Genomic DNA, 16,079 nt, shown 5'->3' with positions numbered 1-16,079 from the left:
GGTACTCCCTCTATAAACAGAGGGAGAGTTGAAATACTCCCTTTTTTCGGTAAGAGTCACCAACTCCTCCTCTGTTTATAGAGGAGGTGGCACGAAGTGACGGAGGAGTTTCTTGAGGATAAAATACCTTTTGACACACCCTCTAGTTGAAAAGATAAAAGTAGAAAATCAGAAGGCGTTGGCCTTGTGTGGCTGGAATTTAAAATTTAAAATGGAATGAAGCTTTGGGATAAAGGATATGATATAGATGGTTTTACGGAATTATTTACGATAGGGAAAGACCGGGAGCTGGATGTTATGCTGGCGGGGGCCGATGTCATCGGGAATTTGGCTCATTTGAAAATGTTACATACCGTGGGCTTGGTGAACGAGGCGGAATATAAATCTTTGCAGCGGGCATTGGTTGATATTCACGAAATGGTGGAAAGGGGCGAGTTCGTGATAGGAGAGGGAATTGAAGACGTGCATTCTCAGATCGAGTTATTGCTGGTGCGGGAATGTGGGGATGCGGGGAAAAAGATTCACACGGGACGTTCCCGGAATGATCAAGTGTTACTCGATTTGAAGTTATTTACCCGGGAGGCGATATTCGAAACGTTGGAACATATAGAACGTTTGTTTGATTTGTTGATACGACGGGCAGGGGAGAATAAAGATGTGTTGATTCCCGGTTACACGCATTTGCAGGTGGCCATGCCTTCTTCTTTCGGCTTGTGGTTTGGTGCTTATGCCGAATCGCTTGCTGACGATTTGTTGGCGTTGAAGGCGGCTTACGATATGGTGAACACGAATCCTCTTGGTTCCGGGGCGGGGTATGGCTCGTCGATTGCTTTGAATCGGCAAATGACGACTGATTTGCTCGGATTTTCAAGTTTGGCTTATAACGTGGTTTATGCCCAGATGCAGAGGGGAAAGATGGAAAAGAACGTGTTATTCGGGCTGGCTGCCGTGGCGACGACTCTGGGACGTTTGGCTGCCGATGTTTGTCTTTTCGCTTGTAGTAATTTCGGTTTTGTACGTTTGCCGGATAAGTACACAACGGGGTCCAGTATCATGCCGCACAAGAAGAACCCGGATATATTCGAGTTGATCCGGGCGAAATGTAATCACTTGCAATCGCTCCCCATGCAAATGGCTATGATCTGTACGAACCTGACTTCCGGGTATTTTCGGGATATGCAATTGACCAAGGAGTTATTTTTACCCGCTTTTCAAGAGTTGAACGATTCCCTTTTTATGGCTCATCTCGTGTTGCAGGAGATGGATGTGAAACGGGATGTTTTACGAGATCCTCGTTATGCCTATATTTTTTCCGTGGAGGATGTGAATGAACGGGTAATGGCCGGAATCCCGTTTCGGGAGGCTTACCGGGAAATCGGAATGCAAATTCAAGAGGGGAGTTATCGAGATGGGGTACGGGAAATTCATCATACGCACGAGGGAAGTATGGGTAATCTTTGCTTGACGGAGATTAAAAGTAAATTCGAGCAAAGAGTATCTGAGTGGGACATTACTACGGTTCGTGAGGCGATAGAAGGTCTGTTGGGGAACAGGTTATAGGGATTTTTTCCACACTTGTTCCACATTTTTCCACATACTTATTTATTAAGATTACTGTATAAGTAGTTGATTATTTTGTAATTGTATATTCTGTTTTGTGGTGGCATACAATTCTCTATACTATAAGCAAATGGTTGAATGATTAAAATTGATTGGTTATGGGAATTTGTATATTTTTTATCGTAATAGCTATTTCGGGACTTTTGTTACCGCATTTTTTAGCAGAACCTGAAATGAAGTAGAGTGAACCTAATCATCTTGATGATAGACAATTATTAATATAAACACGACGGATATACGTCAATATCCGTTAGTAAGAGCGGGAGTTTTATTCGTGTAGTTGGAGGTTTGAGGAGATTTATTACATTTGTTTCAAGCAGGTATCTCTTTTCCAGAGGGTTACCTGCTTTCTTTTCCTAAATTCCGTTAAAAACTTTTTTGTTTAGTCGATTAAGGCTATTTTCGTGTTAGAAATAAATCGACTTATGGCAAAGATTTTAATCGTGGATGACGATACAACATTTTGTATCATGCTGAGAAAATGGTTGGAAAAACGTGGATTTGAGGTAGATACTGCTTTTTCCTACAAGGACGCTGTAAAACAATTGGATAAAGCAGGATTCGATCTCGTGTTGACGGATTTGCGTTTGCCGGATAAGGACGGGATCGATTTGCTGCGGGTGATCAAGGAGAAAACACCGGAAACACAGGTGCTTCTGATGACAGGGTATGCCGATATACAGACCGCGGTCACGGCGATTAAACTGGGGGCTTTTGACTACGTGGCCAAGCCTGTTATCCCGGATGAGATTCTTAAAAAGTTGCAGGAAGCTTTGAAGTTGGAGGCAGAACCCGTTGCCAAGTCTGTTCCTGCAAAAGCGAAAACGACGAGCTTTTCCTATATAAAAGGAGTGAGTGAAGGTGCCGATCGGCAATATGAATATATTCATCTGGTGGGGCCTACCACGATGACGGTTTTGATTAACGGGGAGAGTGGTACGGGTAAAGAGTATATCGCTCGCCTGATTCACTCGATGAGTAACCGGAAGGACGGGCCTTTCGTGGCGGTTGATTGTGGGGCAATACCGAAGGACCTTGCTGCGAGTGAGTTCTTCGGGCATATTAAGGGTTCTTTCACGGGTGCCGTTACCGATAAACAGGGGTATTTCGTGACCGCATCGGGGGGGACTATTTTCTTGGATGAGATTGGTAATTTGCCTTATGACGTGCAAGTTCAGTTGTTGCGCGCACTCGAAGAGCGTAAAGTACATCCCGTGGGCGGAAATGTTGATATTCCTTTTGATGTTCGTATTATTTCAGCCACGAATGAGAATCTCAAAGAGGCCGTCGCGAGTGGTCGTTTCCGCGAGGATTTGTATCATCGTTTGAATGAATTTTCCATTCAGGCATTGCCCCTTCGGGAGAGAAAAGAGGATATTCTGATTTTTGCCAATCATTTCTTGGATAAGGCGAACGAGGAACTGGGGAAACAAGTGACCGGGTTTGATGAGGAGGTGATGCGTATTTTTAGAACTTACTCGTGGCCGGGGAATTTGCGGGAAATGCGTAATATCGTGAAACGGGCGACGTTGTTGTGTATGGGAAGTTTGATTTCCAAGACCTGTTTGCCCCCGGAGTTGGAGCAAAAGCCCGTGGAGCCTGAAAGGACATCTACAACACGGCGGGAGATGGAAATCGAGCTGATCAAGGATGCCATGCAGAAATGCCGGAACAACAAGAGCGAGGCTGCCCGTATGCTCCAGATAGACAGGAAAACATTGTATAATAAATTAAAAAGTTTCGGTCTGGAGGACTTATGAGATATTTTGAGAGATTATTGACGTGTTTCTTTTTCCAGTAATTGGAGAACATTGTTTCCTTCTTGCAGGATCTTTTCAATACTCTCTCTTATTTTATTTTCCTCTGTATCCAATGGCATTTTTTCCAGGAAAAGCAACGAGGGAATGACATCGTTAATCGCTAGTTGCTTGAACATGGGTAGCATTTTGTGTGCTAACTTGGCAATCTGTTCCGTTTCATGTGATTCCAGATGTTGGGCCAATAGCTGGAAATTGGTCTTGCAATCCGATATAAAAGACCCGATAATTTGATTGGCGGCATCTTTGTCATTGTCGGCAAAGACCATGATCATATCTAAATTGTAAGGGGCGTTTTTATCAGAGGTTTGTGTTGTCGGCTGTTTGGTTTCTATCGCACATCCTAACAGGTCGTTTACCCTGCTATATAGTTGTTCCGGGGTATACGGTTTATTTAGATAGGCTGAAAAGCCGGCTTCTTGATACTCTTTTTCGTGCATATCGTCACGGGCAGACAGAGCAATTACCGGAAGGCTTTTTATTTGTTGGTTTTGGGATTCTCGGATTTGTTGCACGAGTTCGAACCCGTCCATTTCCGGCATCTGGATGTCGGATAAAACAATGTTATAATTCCCTTTTTCCAAACGGGATAGTGCCTCTTGAGGGTGCGTACACGTGTCACACTGGATGCCTGCTTTTCGGAGTAATTCTGTCGTGACGGTCAGTTGAAGAATGTCATCATCGATGATAAAGGCTTTCATCCCTTCATGCCTAACCGGGGGTGAAGAGGGTGTTTCTGTCGGTTGGGATTCTTGTGCTGTGGCCTTTATCAACGGGAATTTAACCGTGAAGGTACTTCCCTCGCCTTTTTTACTTTCGAGGGTTAATTCACCATCAAGTAAATGAACGAGTTGTAATGTGATTGTTAAGCCAAGACCTGTGCCTTCCGCCCCGTTGTTATGCTGCGGGGTTAGGCGGGTGAATTCTTTAAAGATCAGTTCTTGTTCCTCTTCCGTCATTCCCGGCCCGGAGTCTTTGATTACAATGATAAACTGGTCGTCTTTTGTAGGGGAAATAAAGGCGGATAAAGAAACCTTTCCTTCCCGGGTGTATTTTATGGCGTTCGATAGGATATTAACCACGATTTGGCGAACTTTCATGGAATCCCCGAGGTAAAGTCCGTTCAGGGCGTTGCTAATATCGCTTTTCAATTCCAGACTCTTTTGTGCCGCTAGAGGAAGGAAACTATCCGTCGTCTCCTGTAACAGACGTCCCGGGTTATATGGAACCGTGTTGATCTCCATTTTATTGGATTCCAATTTGGAGAAATCAAGCATGTTATTGGCAAGATGCAGGATATGTTCGGCTGTCCCCTTCATGTTTTTGAGAAAATAGTGCTGTCGCTCCTCCAGTTGGGTGTTATTTAGTAGTTCAATGTACCCGATGATGGAGCTTAGAGGGGATTTTATGTCGTGAGTGACAGTCAGCATGAGTTTCTCCCGGTTATGTAGCAACCGTTCCGTGTATGTTTTTGCAGCTTCCAGTTCCCGCCTGTATCGTTGACTTTGCGTGATGTCATTGATAATAAGAACGACGAAGAAGACCACCAGCACACAAGCGATGATCGCGATCCAAGATATGGTTCTGGTGAGATGATGTGTCGTGATTTGCTGTTGTTCCAAGCGAATCATCGTGTTTTCGAGTTCTTCTTTTTCAAGGTCTTTCAGTACTCGCTTGAGGCGTTCCGTGATGTGTTGACCACTTTGGATAACGATCGCCTCTCGCCGGGAGACTTCCGCATCGATCTCTTCCTTTTGCTGCTGGTACTGGCTCCATGAATCCCGAATCACGTTCATTAATGTGTCCGTGTTGTTGTTTGTCGTGACCATACTGAGCGTGTCAACGATGCGATGGAGGGTTGTGTCAACTTTTAGGATGGAATCTCTTTTCGTCCGGAATAATCCTTTTCTTTCCCGGATGATGTAGTTACTGTCAATGACGGTAATGATTTTTTCCCGGAGATCGGGGATGATATCTGCCGAATCTTTGAGCGTGCCTATTTTTTCGATTGTTTTGTTGTAGAAATCCTCTGGGATGTAATATTTTTTGACGTAATACAAGTCTTTCAGATTCTTGATCCGTTTGCCTAAAAGCGTATTTATCGTGTCTATTCGCAGGTTTTGTTCCGAGCTGATGGATAGATTTTTCAAGGTATCCATGTTGTCCTTGATGTCCTCTATCAATTTCATATAGGTGTCAAAATTCTTTTGTGTTCCCGTTTGGGAAAAGGCGATTCCGGTATTTTCTGCCTCGTATAGTTTGGTGAGCGTGTTACTTATGATGAATAGTTTTTGTTGCATGACGATTTCATCATTCCCTTTTTGGGTTAAGGCAATGGTTTGTTTGTAGATAAAGACAATTGCAATTGCTCCTAACAAGAGAATTAGGATATATCCCGTGATGAGTTTGAGTTTGGTAAATTTGAAAGGTCTTTGCATAGCGAACAGATTTATAGCAAATGTATAAAAAAATAGTCAACCAATTAGTAAGGTTGACTATTTTAGACGTGCTGATGTGCTACTCCTTAAAGTTCGTTTTTATAGAATGAATAAGTCTCTTCTATAATTTCCGGTGTTGCGGCATTCAATTGATATAAAATCTCCCGGCAAAATTCCAAAGGGGCATTACCGTTAGCCGTTACTATGTTATTGTCTCTTACAGCTTGGTCGTTTATGTAATTAGTTTCACCCGTGTACTGGGTACCTGCATATTGTTTGAGGTAATCCAGCGTGTTACTTGTATGTTTTACGTGGTTGAGGAAACCATACATTCCGAGATACACGGAGGCATTACAGATTCCGGCAACCAGTTTGCTTTCCGCAATTGCTTTTTCCACTAATGATGCGATGGGTTTCGCCTCGGGCAAAAACCAGTTCATGCCGCCGATGAGTATAAGTCCTGCATGATCATCCGGTAGGTCGTTAATATCATAATCCGGCAATACCCTGAATCCACCTATCGAGGTAATGGGTTCTTTGGATAGTGACAACGTTTTCACCTTGTATTTAATCGGACATCCCGGTTTGACACCCATATTTAGGCAGGTGGAGATATAAGCACCTTCCCAGTCTGCAAAATTGTTTAGTAGTACAAAAATTACTTCTTTTTTATCCATTCTTTTAATATTTAGTTTTATCATCTTCTTCGTATCCCGGTAACTTGTACCCGATCTGTTTTCTTTCCTTGCATCCTCGGTCTTTTACCTGCAATTCCGCCAAGGTTTGATTTATTAGTTCAAGTTGCATCCGGGTATCGTCGTTAATGTCGTTGTAGTCGGAAAACACTTCTTCGATATAGTTTTCTATCGCATCCATTCGTTTTTCGAGTTCATCGATCTTATTTGTTTTGGGGCTGGCGATCATTTGGCGAATAGCCACAAAAGCCCGCATTATTGAGATATTTACATTAATGGCTATATCACTATTGAGGATTCCGGATAACATCGCTAACCCTTGTTCCGTGAATGCATACGGTAGATATTTCGTGTGTTCCCCTCTACCATTCTTTAAGATTCCAATTTGGAATCTTAAAGCTTCCCACTCTTCAGCTGTTAACTGAAACATGAAATCGGGAGGAAATCTTTTGAGATTTCGCTTTACAGCTTTGTTCAAGTTACCTGTTGTGACTTGGTATAACTCTGCCAAATCTCGATCCAACATCACCTTCCGTCCTCTGATCTCGTATATTTTGCTTTGTATCAATTGTAAATTATCCATGATTATGCTTGCGTTGTTTATTTCTTTTCCTCCTCTTCACATCCCGGTAGTTTGTATCCGATTCTTTTTCTTTCCTTAAATCCCCGGTCTTTTGTCTGCAGTTCCGCTAAGGTTTGATTTATTAATTCGAGTTGAATCATGGTATCATCATTGATGTCATTTTGATCTACTAGAACCTCTTCCATGTATTGTTTGAGTTCCTTTACTTGTGTTTCGATCCTTTCAACACGGCTTTCTATGGGGTTGGACAGCATTTGCCGGACTGCCACGAAAGCCCGCATTATTCCCCTATTTATTTCTATCGCAGGCTTGGAGTTCAAAACGCTACTAAGCATCGCTACTCCGAGTTCAGTAAAAGCGAAAGGAAGATATTTTATATTGCTTCCACGTCCCTTGTTCAAGGTCGCAAATTGCGTCCTTGAAAGTTCGGTTATTTCTTTTTTTGTAAGCTCAAACATAAAATCATCACCTTCAAACCTGTCTATATTACGCCTCACGGCTTCTTTGAGGCGTTTTGTTTCGACACAGTACATTCTGCTAGGTCGAAGTCTAACATCACCTTCTGTCCCCTAATCTCGTATATTTTGCTTTGTATCAATTGTAAATTATCCATAATCACGCTCGTGTTGTTTATTTCTTTTCCTCTTCGCATCCCGGCAACTGGTACCCAATCCGTTTCCTTTCCTTAAATCCCCGGTCTTTTGTCTGTAGTTCCGCTAAAGTTTGATTTATTAATTCGAGTTGCATTCGGGTATCGTCGTTAATGTCGTTATAGTCGGAAAACACTTCTTCGATATAGTTTTCTATTGCATCCATTCGTTTTTCGAGTTCATCGATCTTATTTGTTTTTGGGCTGGCGATCATTTGGCGAATATCCACAAAAGCCCGCATTATTGAGATATTTACATTAATGGCTATATCACTATTGAGAATTCCGGATAACATCGCTAACCCTTGTTCCGTGAATGCATAAGGAAATTTGCGAGTTCCTCCCCAATTTGATATTCCATTTTGGAAGATCAAGTTGGCTTTTAATTCATCAAATTCTTCCTTTGTGAGCTGAAACATAAAGTCTGGAGGGAATCTTTTAATGTTTCTTTGAACAGCTTTGTTCAAGTTACCTGTTGTGACTTGGTATAACTCTGCGAAATCTCGATCCAACATCACCTTCCGTCCTCTGATCTCGTATATTTTGCTTTGTATCAATTGTAAATTATCCATGATTATGCTTGTGTTGTTTATTTCTTTTCCTCCTCTTCACATCCCGGTAGTTTGTACCCGATTCTTTTTCTTTCCTTAAATCCTCGGTCTTTTGTCTGCAGTTCCGCTAAGGTTTGATTTATTAATTCGAGTTGTATCCGAGTGTCTTCGTTTATGTCGTTTTGGTCAGTAAAAACATCTTCGATGTATTCTTTCAGTTCCTTTAATTCGTTTTTTAGTTCACCGATATTATCAACAGGAGAGGTATGTATTAATTGACGCATTGCGACAAAGGCTCGCATGATACCCCTATTTATCTCGATGGCAGTTGGTGAATTAAGAACACTGCTAAGCATCGCTACTCCTAATTCTGTGAAAGCAAAAGGGGCATATTTTATGTTGGATCCTCTTCCTTTGTTCAAGATCACAATTTGTGATCTTGAAATTTCTTCTTTGGTAAGTTCAAACATGAAATCTTCTCCTTCAAAACGTGCTGAATTACGTCTGACTGCTTGTTTAAGTACCCTAGTTTCAATGCCATATAGCTCTGCCAGATCGAAATCTAACATTACTTTCTGGCCCCTGATCTCGTATATTTTACTTTGTATGATTTGCAAGTTAGCCATAATTACGCTTGTGTTGTTCTATACAAATGTAGGGAAAAACGAGAATAGTTTGTTGTTTTGGCTTATATATTGGCTATATAAAAAACAACCTGCTATAACATTTTGTGTTTTAGCAGGTTATGTGGTAAAGTGGTGATCCCCACGGGACTCGAACCCATATCAAAGGAACCGGAATCCTTCATTCTATCCATTGAACTAGGGGACCATATTATCCGAGTGCAAAGCTAATCAAATTTTTAAAAAAAGGGAGCAATTTGCTCCCTTTTTTAATGTATAATAGATAAACTATTTTACCTTTTTACGAGTAGCGTAGCTTACACGTAAAGAATTCGCTTTACGCAATTCTTGTTTTACGTCGGTTACGATACCCATTTTTGTAAACTGATCAACTTTTAAGTTATTCGTGATCATGTTCCGTTCTTCCTCTTTACGAGTTTCTTGTTCAGCGGCAACGAAACTACTGATTTCACTTACGTTTGCCAGCTTATCATTCAACTGAATACGAGGTTCACTTCCGTAAGTAGCCACGTACTGGTCTTTCGGTTTTCCGATGAAGATATTACTAACCAAAGATTTTTTCTCTAGCTTGCTAATCTCTTTTGCTTCGGGCATACCGTTATCAACCATCACGAGAACTTCTCGCATCGTGGTACTAACCATGAAGAAGAATAATAGCATGAACACGATGTCCGGTAGAGACGCTGTTGAAATTGCAGGGGTCTCTTTTCCGCCTTCTTTTCTAAATTTAGCCATTACTTCTTTCCTCCTTTCCCGATGTTTTTAGGTTCAGCCTCGGATATAGCGGTAGGAACAAGTTTTCTCACAGCGTCCATTTGTTCTTCCGTGAGTTCGCTATATTTCTTACCCCATTTTTCCATGGCTTTCATATCCCTAATTTCATTATATGCTGCTGTCAGTTCATCTTGAACGGCAATATACATTTTGTATGAAGTTCCTCGGTCACTTTGAAGAGAGATAATTCCTCTTGAAACTTCAGCTTGTCCGAAGAAAGGAATTTCCTTAACAACTTTACTCGGTAAATCTTCTCTGTTTTGCGGGTTCAAAATAAACTCTTTAGCCTTTTCCTTCAGGTTCTCAATTTGCATCAGTTCCCCGTTCACGGCCAACAAATCGTTCTTGTTTACCAACACTTGTAATATATTACGTTTGGCAACAGGAGGTGCAATCACCTGATCTGGTGGCGGCATCGGTGGTAACCGTCTGAATAATCCCGAATCCACATCCATCGTTGTTGTCATCAAGAAGAATGTCAACAGCAAAAATGCGATATCCGCGGTGGAGGAGGCATTAATTTCTGGTGTTTTTTTTCTTGCCATAATCTCTTTTTTATCCTTCAGGAAAATTATCTAACGCGTCTAATAATTTCTGTAACAACAATAGCACCAATAGCTCCTATTCCCAAGAAATAAGTTGTGATTAGGATGGTGTCAGTGAATTTTAAAGTTCCCGGAACGTTGTCCGCACCGCTATATCCCGGAATATTCATGATAGTTCCGTCAGACATCGAGTAAGCGATTAACACGAGGAGAATGATCCCTGCAAGGGCAATAAAGCTCTTCATCGCTTCCTTTGGTCTGGTGAATAATCTAGCAACCGGGAATATTAACGCTGCAACAATGGCAACGCCAAATAAAAGATATGACCACCATAGTAGTTGTTCCGTGTATACCGGGGTGGAATATTGTGAGTTTGGAAGTTCGCCTCCAAAATAAAATAACCCCAATAACACGATCGTAACGACGAACATTACGATGGTCATGATGTTTAATATTTTGTTTATTTTCTGCATGGTTTAGTGTTTTTGATTGTATTTGACAAGAATGTCTAATAAAGTTACGGAAGCGTCTTCCATGTCATTAACAATACTTTCAATCTTAGCAATACAGTAGTTGTAGAATACTTGAAGAATCATGGCCACGATCAAACCACCCACGGTCGTGATCAATGCAACCTTGATACCTCCAGCCACCAATGACGGTTGGATATCTCCTGCTGCTTGAATCTTATCGAAGGCGTCGATCATACCGATTACAGTTCCCAAGAATCCTAACATCGGGGCCAATCCAATAAACAAACTAATCCAAGACATTCCTTTTTCCAAAAGTCCCATTTGAACAGAACCGTATGATACAACTGATTTTTCAACCATGTCGATTCCTTGATCATAGCGGCATAACCCTTGATAGAAAATACTTGCAATGGGGCCTCTCGTGTTGCGGCAAACTTCTTTTGCAGCTTCAACTCCACCGTTGTTTAATGCATCTTCAACACTTACAATTAATTTTTTCGTGTTGGTAGAAGCCAAGTTCAAGTAAATGACTCTTTCGATAGCGATAGCCAAACCGAAGATCAAACACAAGATAACGAAACTCATGAAGGCGGCACCTCCCTCGATGAATTTTTGTTTCAAGGCAGCGTGGAAAGAAGTACTTTCGATTTGTGATTCGTCTTCTAACACGGTAGGATCTGTCGTTTCCTCTTCTTCTTGATAAGTTTCTGTCGTTTCAGTGGTCTCTGTTTGAGTTGTTTCATTCTCTTGAGCCATTAGCATAGATGATGCTCCAATAGTAAGCATTCCTAAAACTGCTATTAGTGCAAATAATTTTCTCATGATCAATTTAACTGATTTTTAGTTTATTAATAATTAAAATTTAACTCTATAATATCTATTTAAGCTGTTTCGTTCTTGTTTTACACCGTGTGCCGGTTAAAATCGGGCACCAAGGTATAAAAAAAATGTTAAAATCCAATATATTTGGGGGATATTTCTCCCTTTAAGCCGTTATTTAAATATTTTTTTATTTCGTTAGTGTCTTTATATTTGCCCAGTACATACATCATTTTGCATACAGCGGCTTCCGTGGTAATGTCGTGACCGCTGATGACTCCCGCGTTAAGTAGCTCTCTACTTGTTTCATACTTACCCATCTCGACGCTCCCACCTTGACATTGGGTGACGTTATACACGAAAATTCCCTTGGATAGTACTTCCTTGATCTTGTTAAGAAAAACTTTATTCGTGGGAGCGTTGCCTGACCCGTATGTTTCCAGAATGATTCCTTTTAACCCGGGAATCCCTGTTACTGCGTCAATCACTTCCGGTCTCATACCCGGGAATATTTTCAATATGGCGATATTCGTGTCCACGTCACAGAATGCACTTACGGGTTCCGTTCGCAGGGTGTAATCGATTGCACTGTAATCGTAATGAATATGTATCCCGATGTTTGCCAATGCCGGGTAGTTGAATGACTGGAAGGCATCGAAACTTTCCGCGTTTATTTTTGTCGTCCGGTTTCCTCGGAATAGTTTATCCCCGAACAGGATGCAGACTTCCGGGACAATGGCCTTTTCTTGATCGTAAGCGGCTGCTATTTCAATGGCCGCGATCAGGTTTTCTTTCCCGTCCGTTCTGATTTTCCCGATAGGTAGCTGGGAACCGGTAAAGATCACGGGTTTGGTCAAGTTATTTAACATGAAACTCAAGGCCGCGGCCGAGTAGGCCATGGTGTCCGTTCCATGCAGGACAACAAATCCCCGGTAATCATCGTAATTTTTCAAGATGATTGAACAGAGGTCTTTCCACAATTGTGGTTGGAGATCTGAGGAATCTATGATTTCCGGTAAGGTGTAACTATCTATCGTGAATCCAAATTCTTTGATTTCCGGAACCTCGCAAGCGATCTGGTCAAAATTGAAAGGGCATAACGCCCCAGTTTCGGGATCGTTTACCATCCCGATTGTACCTCCGGTATATATGATTAACACGGGTTTTGTCATACGCACTAAGTTAAAAACTAAAACATTACAAGCTTTAAGCTCCCTCTGCACTTTTCGTCAGTAAATTACCTGTCTGCATCTTTTCTATGAACAGTTCGCACTACTGACGTGCAAATTAAATAAATTCATTGCATTATTCGTTGTTATTTCCTCGACTTTTTTCGTGTCGATCCCTAGAATTTCAGCAATTTTAGCGGCTATACACGTAATATAACTACTTTCATTGCGTTTACCCCGGTAGGGAACGGGGGCAAGATAGGGAGCATCCGTTTCTAATACAAGGTGTTCTGCCCCGGTTTTCTCCACGACTTCAGCCATGGATGATTTTTTGAAGGTAACGACACCACCGATCCCCAGTAGAAAACCTAAGTCTATTGCCCGACGGGCATCTTCTTCCGTGCCGGGGAAACAGTGGAGTATACCTTTCATGTTATAGTGTTGTCTTTTTAACACGGTGAATATTTCCATTAGCGAGTCTCTCGAATGGATGATAACGGGCAAATCCATTTCCCGGGCGATGTTTAATTGTCGTTCGAAGACAATAATTTGTTCCTTGTAAAATGTTTTATCCCAGTAAAGATCAATTCCACACTCTCCGATTCCGTGTATTGTTTCTTGGCTTAGTAATTTCTCGAAAAGTTGCATTTCCGTTTTGTAGGATTCGTTTACGGAAGTCGGGTGTACACCCAGCGTGGGGTACATCATGTCCGGGTGGGCTTGCGCCAGTGATAACATTGCTTGCCGGGTCGTGTTGTCAATATCCGGCAGTACAATCTGTCGGACGTTGGCTGCTAACGCCCGTTGAATAACTTCTTCCCTGTCATTGTCGAACTCTTCGGCATAGATGTGTGAGTGAGTATCTATAAACATATTTGTGATATAAGTGTCATTCTTCTTGTCGCGAAAGTAGTGAATTGTTTATGGATTGGCAACTAGGAGTGTTTAGCATCCTTTTTCCCGGGGTTATCCATGTCCGTTACATGGCGGTAGGGCGACTATTGGGAGGCTGTTAGGCGCCATCGCCCGATTGTCGCCCGATGCTCGCCCGATTATCGCCGCCATTTTAACAGATGGAAAACAAAAATAACATACTCGAATATCCCGTCAACCGGGTTAATAACGAGGCTATTCACGCTCAAGAATAAAATTTCGGGCCATTATATCCCCGGTAAAGACCCGGGATAAGGGATGCTATTCCGGGTCTGCGGGATCTATCTCTTCGAAGTTTCTTAACAATAATCACGTTATCTTTATTGTTTTATGTCCGGAAATGAACGGGTATAGAGACGGGCGGCAAGTTTTTTTTTATGGCATGAGTTTGCTGCTTGTCATATTTTTCATTAGGTTTGTGTTTAATAACAAAAGAAAGCATTTGTATGGACGTGGAAAACGAGAGCTCGTTGCGGATAGACGAGCAAGTATTTAAAAAACTGTTTGATAAATTTTATCAAGCCTTGTGCGTTTTTGCGTCCACCTATTTGAAAGACGATGCCTTATCTGCCGATATTGTTCAGGAAGGGTTCGTGAAATTCTGGAATAAACGGGAGGGGTTTGATAATTATTTCAAGGTGAAATCGTTCCTTTATACCATAGTGCGGAATGATTGTTTGAACTATATACGCGATTACAAGTTGAGGCGGGAGGATCTTTCCGTGGTTGAATCTCTTGAATTTTACACGGAGACGCTGGTAGAGGAAGAGGCCTATCGAATGTTTTATAATGCCGTGGAATCCTTACCTCACCAAACCCGACAAGTGATTTTGTTGTCTTTGGATGGCTTGAAAAATAGCGAGATTGCCGGACAGCTGGGAATTGCCGAGAGTTCCGTGCATACGTTAAAGAAAATAGCGTACAAGAAATTGCGCGAGATTTTGCGAGAATATTATTATTTGGTTTTTATTTTCCTCCTGAATAAATAGCTGATTTTTAGAGCTGTTTGTTTTTTCTTTCAAAAAAGTGAATTTTTCGTTCCCCATAAATTCCATTTTTCGTGTTGTAATAGTATAAAAATAATATTACGTGCCGATAAATGAACATGGAACGAAAAAATGAATATAACGAAGAATGGACGGGAAATCCGTTTTTGCTAGCCTCTTGGATCGCAAAAGCCATGGCGGGGGAGTTGTCTGATGAAGAACAGCGGGCTTTGGATGATTGGCGGGAGACTTCCGAGCGGAATCGTCAATTGTATGATCGGATCGTTGATCGGGAGGGGAGGGAATCGAAACAAAAACATTTCACGACTTTTGATAAAGTTTCCGGTTGGCAGGGATACTCGAAAAAATTAAGGAAAACAGAGAAGAAGGCGATGCGCCGGCGAGTGTTTTTACGTTACGCGGCAGTTTTGTTGATCCCCTTGGGTGTTGCTGTTTATGGCGTTCTTCATTCGGGAGAGGAGACCGTCTCTTTGGCGGATCTGAATGCAATCACTCCCGGGGGAACCCGGGCAGAGCTGGTGTTGCCTTCGGGGGAGGTGGTTGATTTGGTTGCGAGATCCGGGGTTATATCGCGTGGGGAAAATACAGTCATTAATAACGAGGGAAAAACTCTTTCCTATAAAAATACAGGAAATCAGGCTCCGATGGACTCTTTAAGATATAACGAGGTGATCGTGCCGAAAGGAGGGGAGTATCAATTAGTGTTGAGTGACGGAACGCTTGTTTATCTGAATTCCATGACGAAGGTGCGTTTCCCGGAACGTTTTTCTGAAAAATGCCGGGAAGTGGAAGTGTGTGGAGAAGCTTTTTTCGAGGTAACTAAGAACAAAGATGTCCCTTTCATCGTGAAGACCGGGGGGTATGAGATCACAGTGTTAGGAACGAAATTTAATGTCACGGCGTACGCCGATGAACATGTGATCACGACAACATTGGTTGAGGGGGTTGTTTCCATCTCTGGTAAGTGTATTGGAGCGGCAAGAACATTATGGCCTAATGAACAGTTGGTGTTAGATCAGACATCTGGAGGCGTGGAAGTTAGGAAAGTGGACGTGAATTATTATACGGCTTGGAAGGATGGTATGTTCCGGTTCCGGGATGTTCGTTTGGAAGAGATCATGCGAGTCGTGGAACGATGGTATGATATGACTGTGGTGTACGAGGATGAGAGTGTCAAGGATTTACATTTCGGTTTTAACATGAGTCGTCTCGAAACGATAGAACCCTTGTTGAATATTTTTGAATTGAACGGCAAAATAAAGATAACGAAAGAGGGAAAAGTGCTGAAAATACAACGAGGTAGATAAAGGCAGGAAATGGTACCAACATTTCCTGCGGGAATTACTTCGTTAACATTGAGAT

General features: G+C 42.0%; 15 protein-coding genes, 1 tRNA gene and 1 pseudogene. 4 read left to right on the top strand and 13 right to left on the bottom strand.

The genetic code is table 11. The features are described 5' to 3' along the window. Positions 1-216 precede the first annotated feature (216 nt). Both argH and R8806_RS12555 read left to right on the top strand, forming a co-directional pair. Positions 217-1,560, top strand: a complete 1,344-nt coding sequence (gene argH, locus R8806_RS12560) for an argininosuccinate lyase (RefSeq protein ID WP_124317598.1) — start codon at positions 217-219, stop codon at positions 1,558-1,560. Between the two features lie 485 nt (positions 1,561-2,045). Beyond that, the gene (locus R8806_RS12555) at positions 2,046-3,380 is read left to right on the top strand and encodes a sigma-54-dependent transcriptional regulator (RefSeq protein ID WP_124316855.1); all 1,335 of its coding nucleotides are present in this window, start codon (positions 2,046-2,048) and stop codon (positions 3,378-3,380) included. A gap of 14 nt (positions 3,381-3,394) precedes the next feature. On the opposite strand, the gene R8806_RS12550 is transcribed toward R8806_RS12555, so the two are convergent. From R8806_RS12550 to R8806_RS12490, 13 genes and pseudogenes are all read right to left on the bottom strand, one after another. Beyond that, positions 3,395-5,875 (bottom strand): ATP-binding protein, encoded by a 2,481-nt coding sequence (locus R8806_RS12550; RefSeq protein ID WP_124316856.1) that lies wholly within the window; start codon positions 5,873-5,875, stop codon positions 3,395-3,397. 86 nt (positions 5,876-5,961) lie between these two features. Beyond that, entirely contained in the window at positions 5,962-6,552 is a 591-nt protein-coding gene (locus R8806_RS12545; protein ID WP_124316857.1) for a type 1 glutamine amidotransferase family protein, read from the bottom strand. A gap of 4 nt (positions 6,553-6,556) precedes the next feature. Then, a complete protein-coding gene (locus tag R8806_RS12540; RefSeq protein WP_124316858.1) occupies positions 6,557-7,153 on the bottom strand; it encodes an ORF6N domain-containing protein in 597 nt (198 codons plus the stop codon). Between the two features lie 17 nt (positions 7,154-7,170). Continuing rightward, positions 7,171-7,766: pseudogene (locus R8806_RS12535) on the bottom strand (ORF6N domain-containing protein). A gap of 17 nt (positions 7,767-7,783) precedes the next feature. Next, complete coding sequence (locus tag R8806_RS12530) at positions 7,784-8,374, bottom strand: ORF6N domain-containing protein (RefSeq protein WP_124316859.1); 591 nt, start codon at positions 8,372-8,374, stop codon at positions 7,784-7,786. 17 nt (positions 8,375-8,391) lie between these two features. Continuing rightward, complete coding sequence (locus tag R8806_RS12525; RefSeq protein WP_124316860.1) at positions 8,392-8,979, bottom strand: ORF6N domain-containing protein; 588 nt, start codon at positions 8,977-8,979, stop codon at positions 8,392-8,394. 130 nt (positions 8,980-9,109) lie between these two features. Next, positions 9,110-9,184 (bottom strand) — tRNA-Arg (locus R8806_RS12520). An 80-nt stretch (positions 9,185-9,264) separates the two neighbouring features. After that, a complete protein-coding gene (locus R8806_RS12515) occupies positions 9,265-9,732 on the bottom strand; it encodes an ExbD/TolR family protein (protein WP_118303269.1) in 468 nt (155 codons plus the stop codon). After that, positions 9,732-10,316, bottom strand: coding sequence for an ExbD/TolR family protein (locus tag R8806_RS12510; RefSeq protein WP_124316861.1), 585 nt, complete (start codon positions 10,314-10,316; stop codon positions 9,732-9,734). The genes R8806_RS12515 and R8806_RS12510 overlap by 1 nt, the downstream gene beginning before the upstream one ends. 26 nt (positions 10,317-10,342) lie before the next feature. Beyond that, positions 10,343-10,759 (bottom strand): hypothetical protein, encoded by a 417-nt coding sequence (locus R8806_RS12505; RefSeq protein WP_229782998.1) that lies wholly within the window; start codon positions 10,757-10,759, stop codon positions 10,343-10,345. 33 nt (positions 10,760-10,792) lie between these two features. Continuing rightward, a complete protein-coding gene (locus R8806_RS12500) occupies positions 10,793-11,611 on the bottom strand; it encodes a MotA/TolQ/ExbB proton channel family protein (RefSeq protein ID WP_124316862.1) in 819 nt (272 codons plus the stop codon). Positions 11,612-11,739: 128 nt separating this feature from the next. Beyond that, entirely contained in the window at positions 11,740-12,780 is a 1,041-nt protein-coding gene (locus R8806_RS12495; RefSeq protein ID WP_124316863.1) for an asparaginase, read from the bottom strand. Between the two features lie 84 nt (positions 12,781-12,864). Next, positions 12,865-13,650 carry a TatD family hydrolase gene (locus tag R8806_RS12490; RefSeq protein WP_124316864.1) on the bottom strand — a complete coding sequence of 262 codons (786 nt, stop codon included), beginning with the start codon at positions 13,648-13,650 and terminating at the stop codon, positions 12,865-12,867. A 506-nt stretch (positions 13,651-14,156) separates the two neighbouring features. Between R8806_RS12490 and R8806_RS12485 the strand changes: the two genes are divergently transcribed. Next, complete coding sequence (locus R8806_RS12485) at positions 14,157-14,699, top strand: RNA polymerase sigma factor (protein WP_124316865.1); 543 nt, start codon at positions 14,157-14,159, stop codon at positions 14,697-14,699. Between the two features lie 116 nt (positions 14,700-14,815). Beyond that, the gene (locus tag R8806_RS12480; protein ID WP_164719824.1) at positions 14,816-16,024 is read left to right on the top strand and encodes a FecR family protein; all 1,209 of its coding nucleotides are present in this window, start codon (positions 14,816-14,818) and stop codon (positions 16,022-16,024) included. Positions 16,025-16,079: the final 55 nt, after the last annotated feature.

Origin of the sequence: Butyricimonas faecihominis (assembly GCF_033096445.1) — a bacterium.
Lineage (GTDB): Bacteria > Bacteroidota > Bacteroidia > Bacteroidales > Marinifilaceae > Butyricimonas > Butyricimonas faecihominis.
Note: the sequence above shows the minus strand (reverse complement) of the source record. Positions and strands in the feature narration are given on the sequence as shown.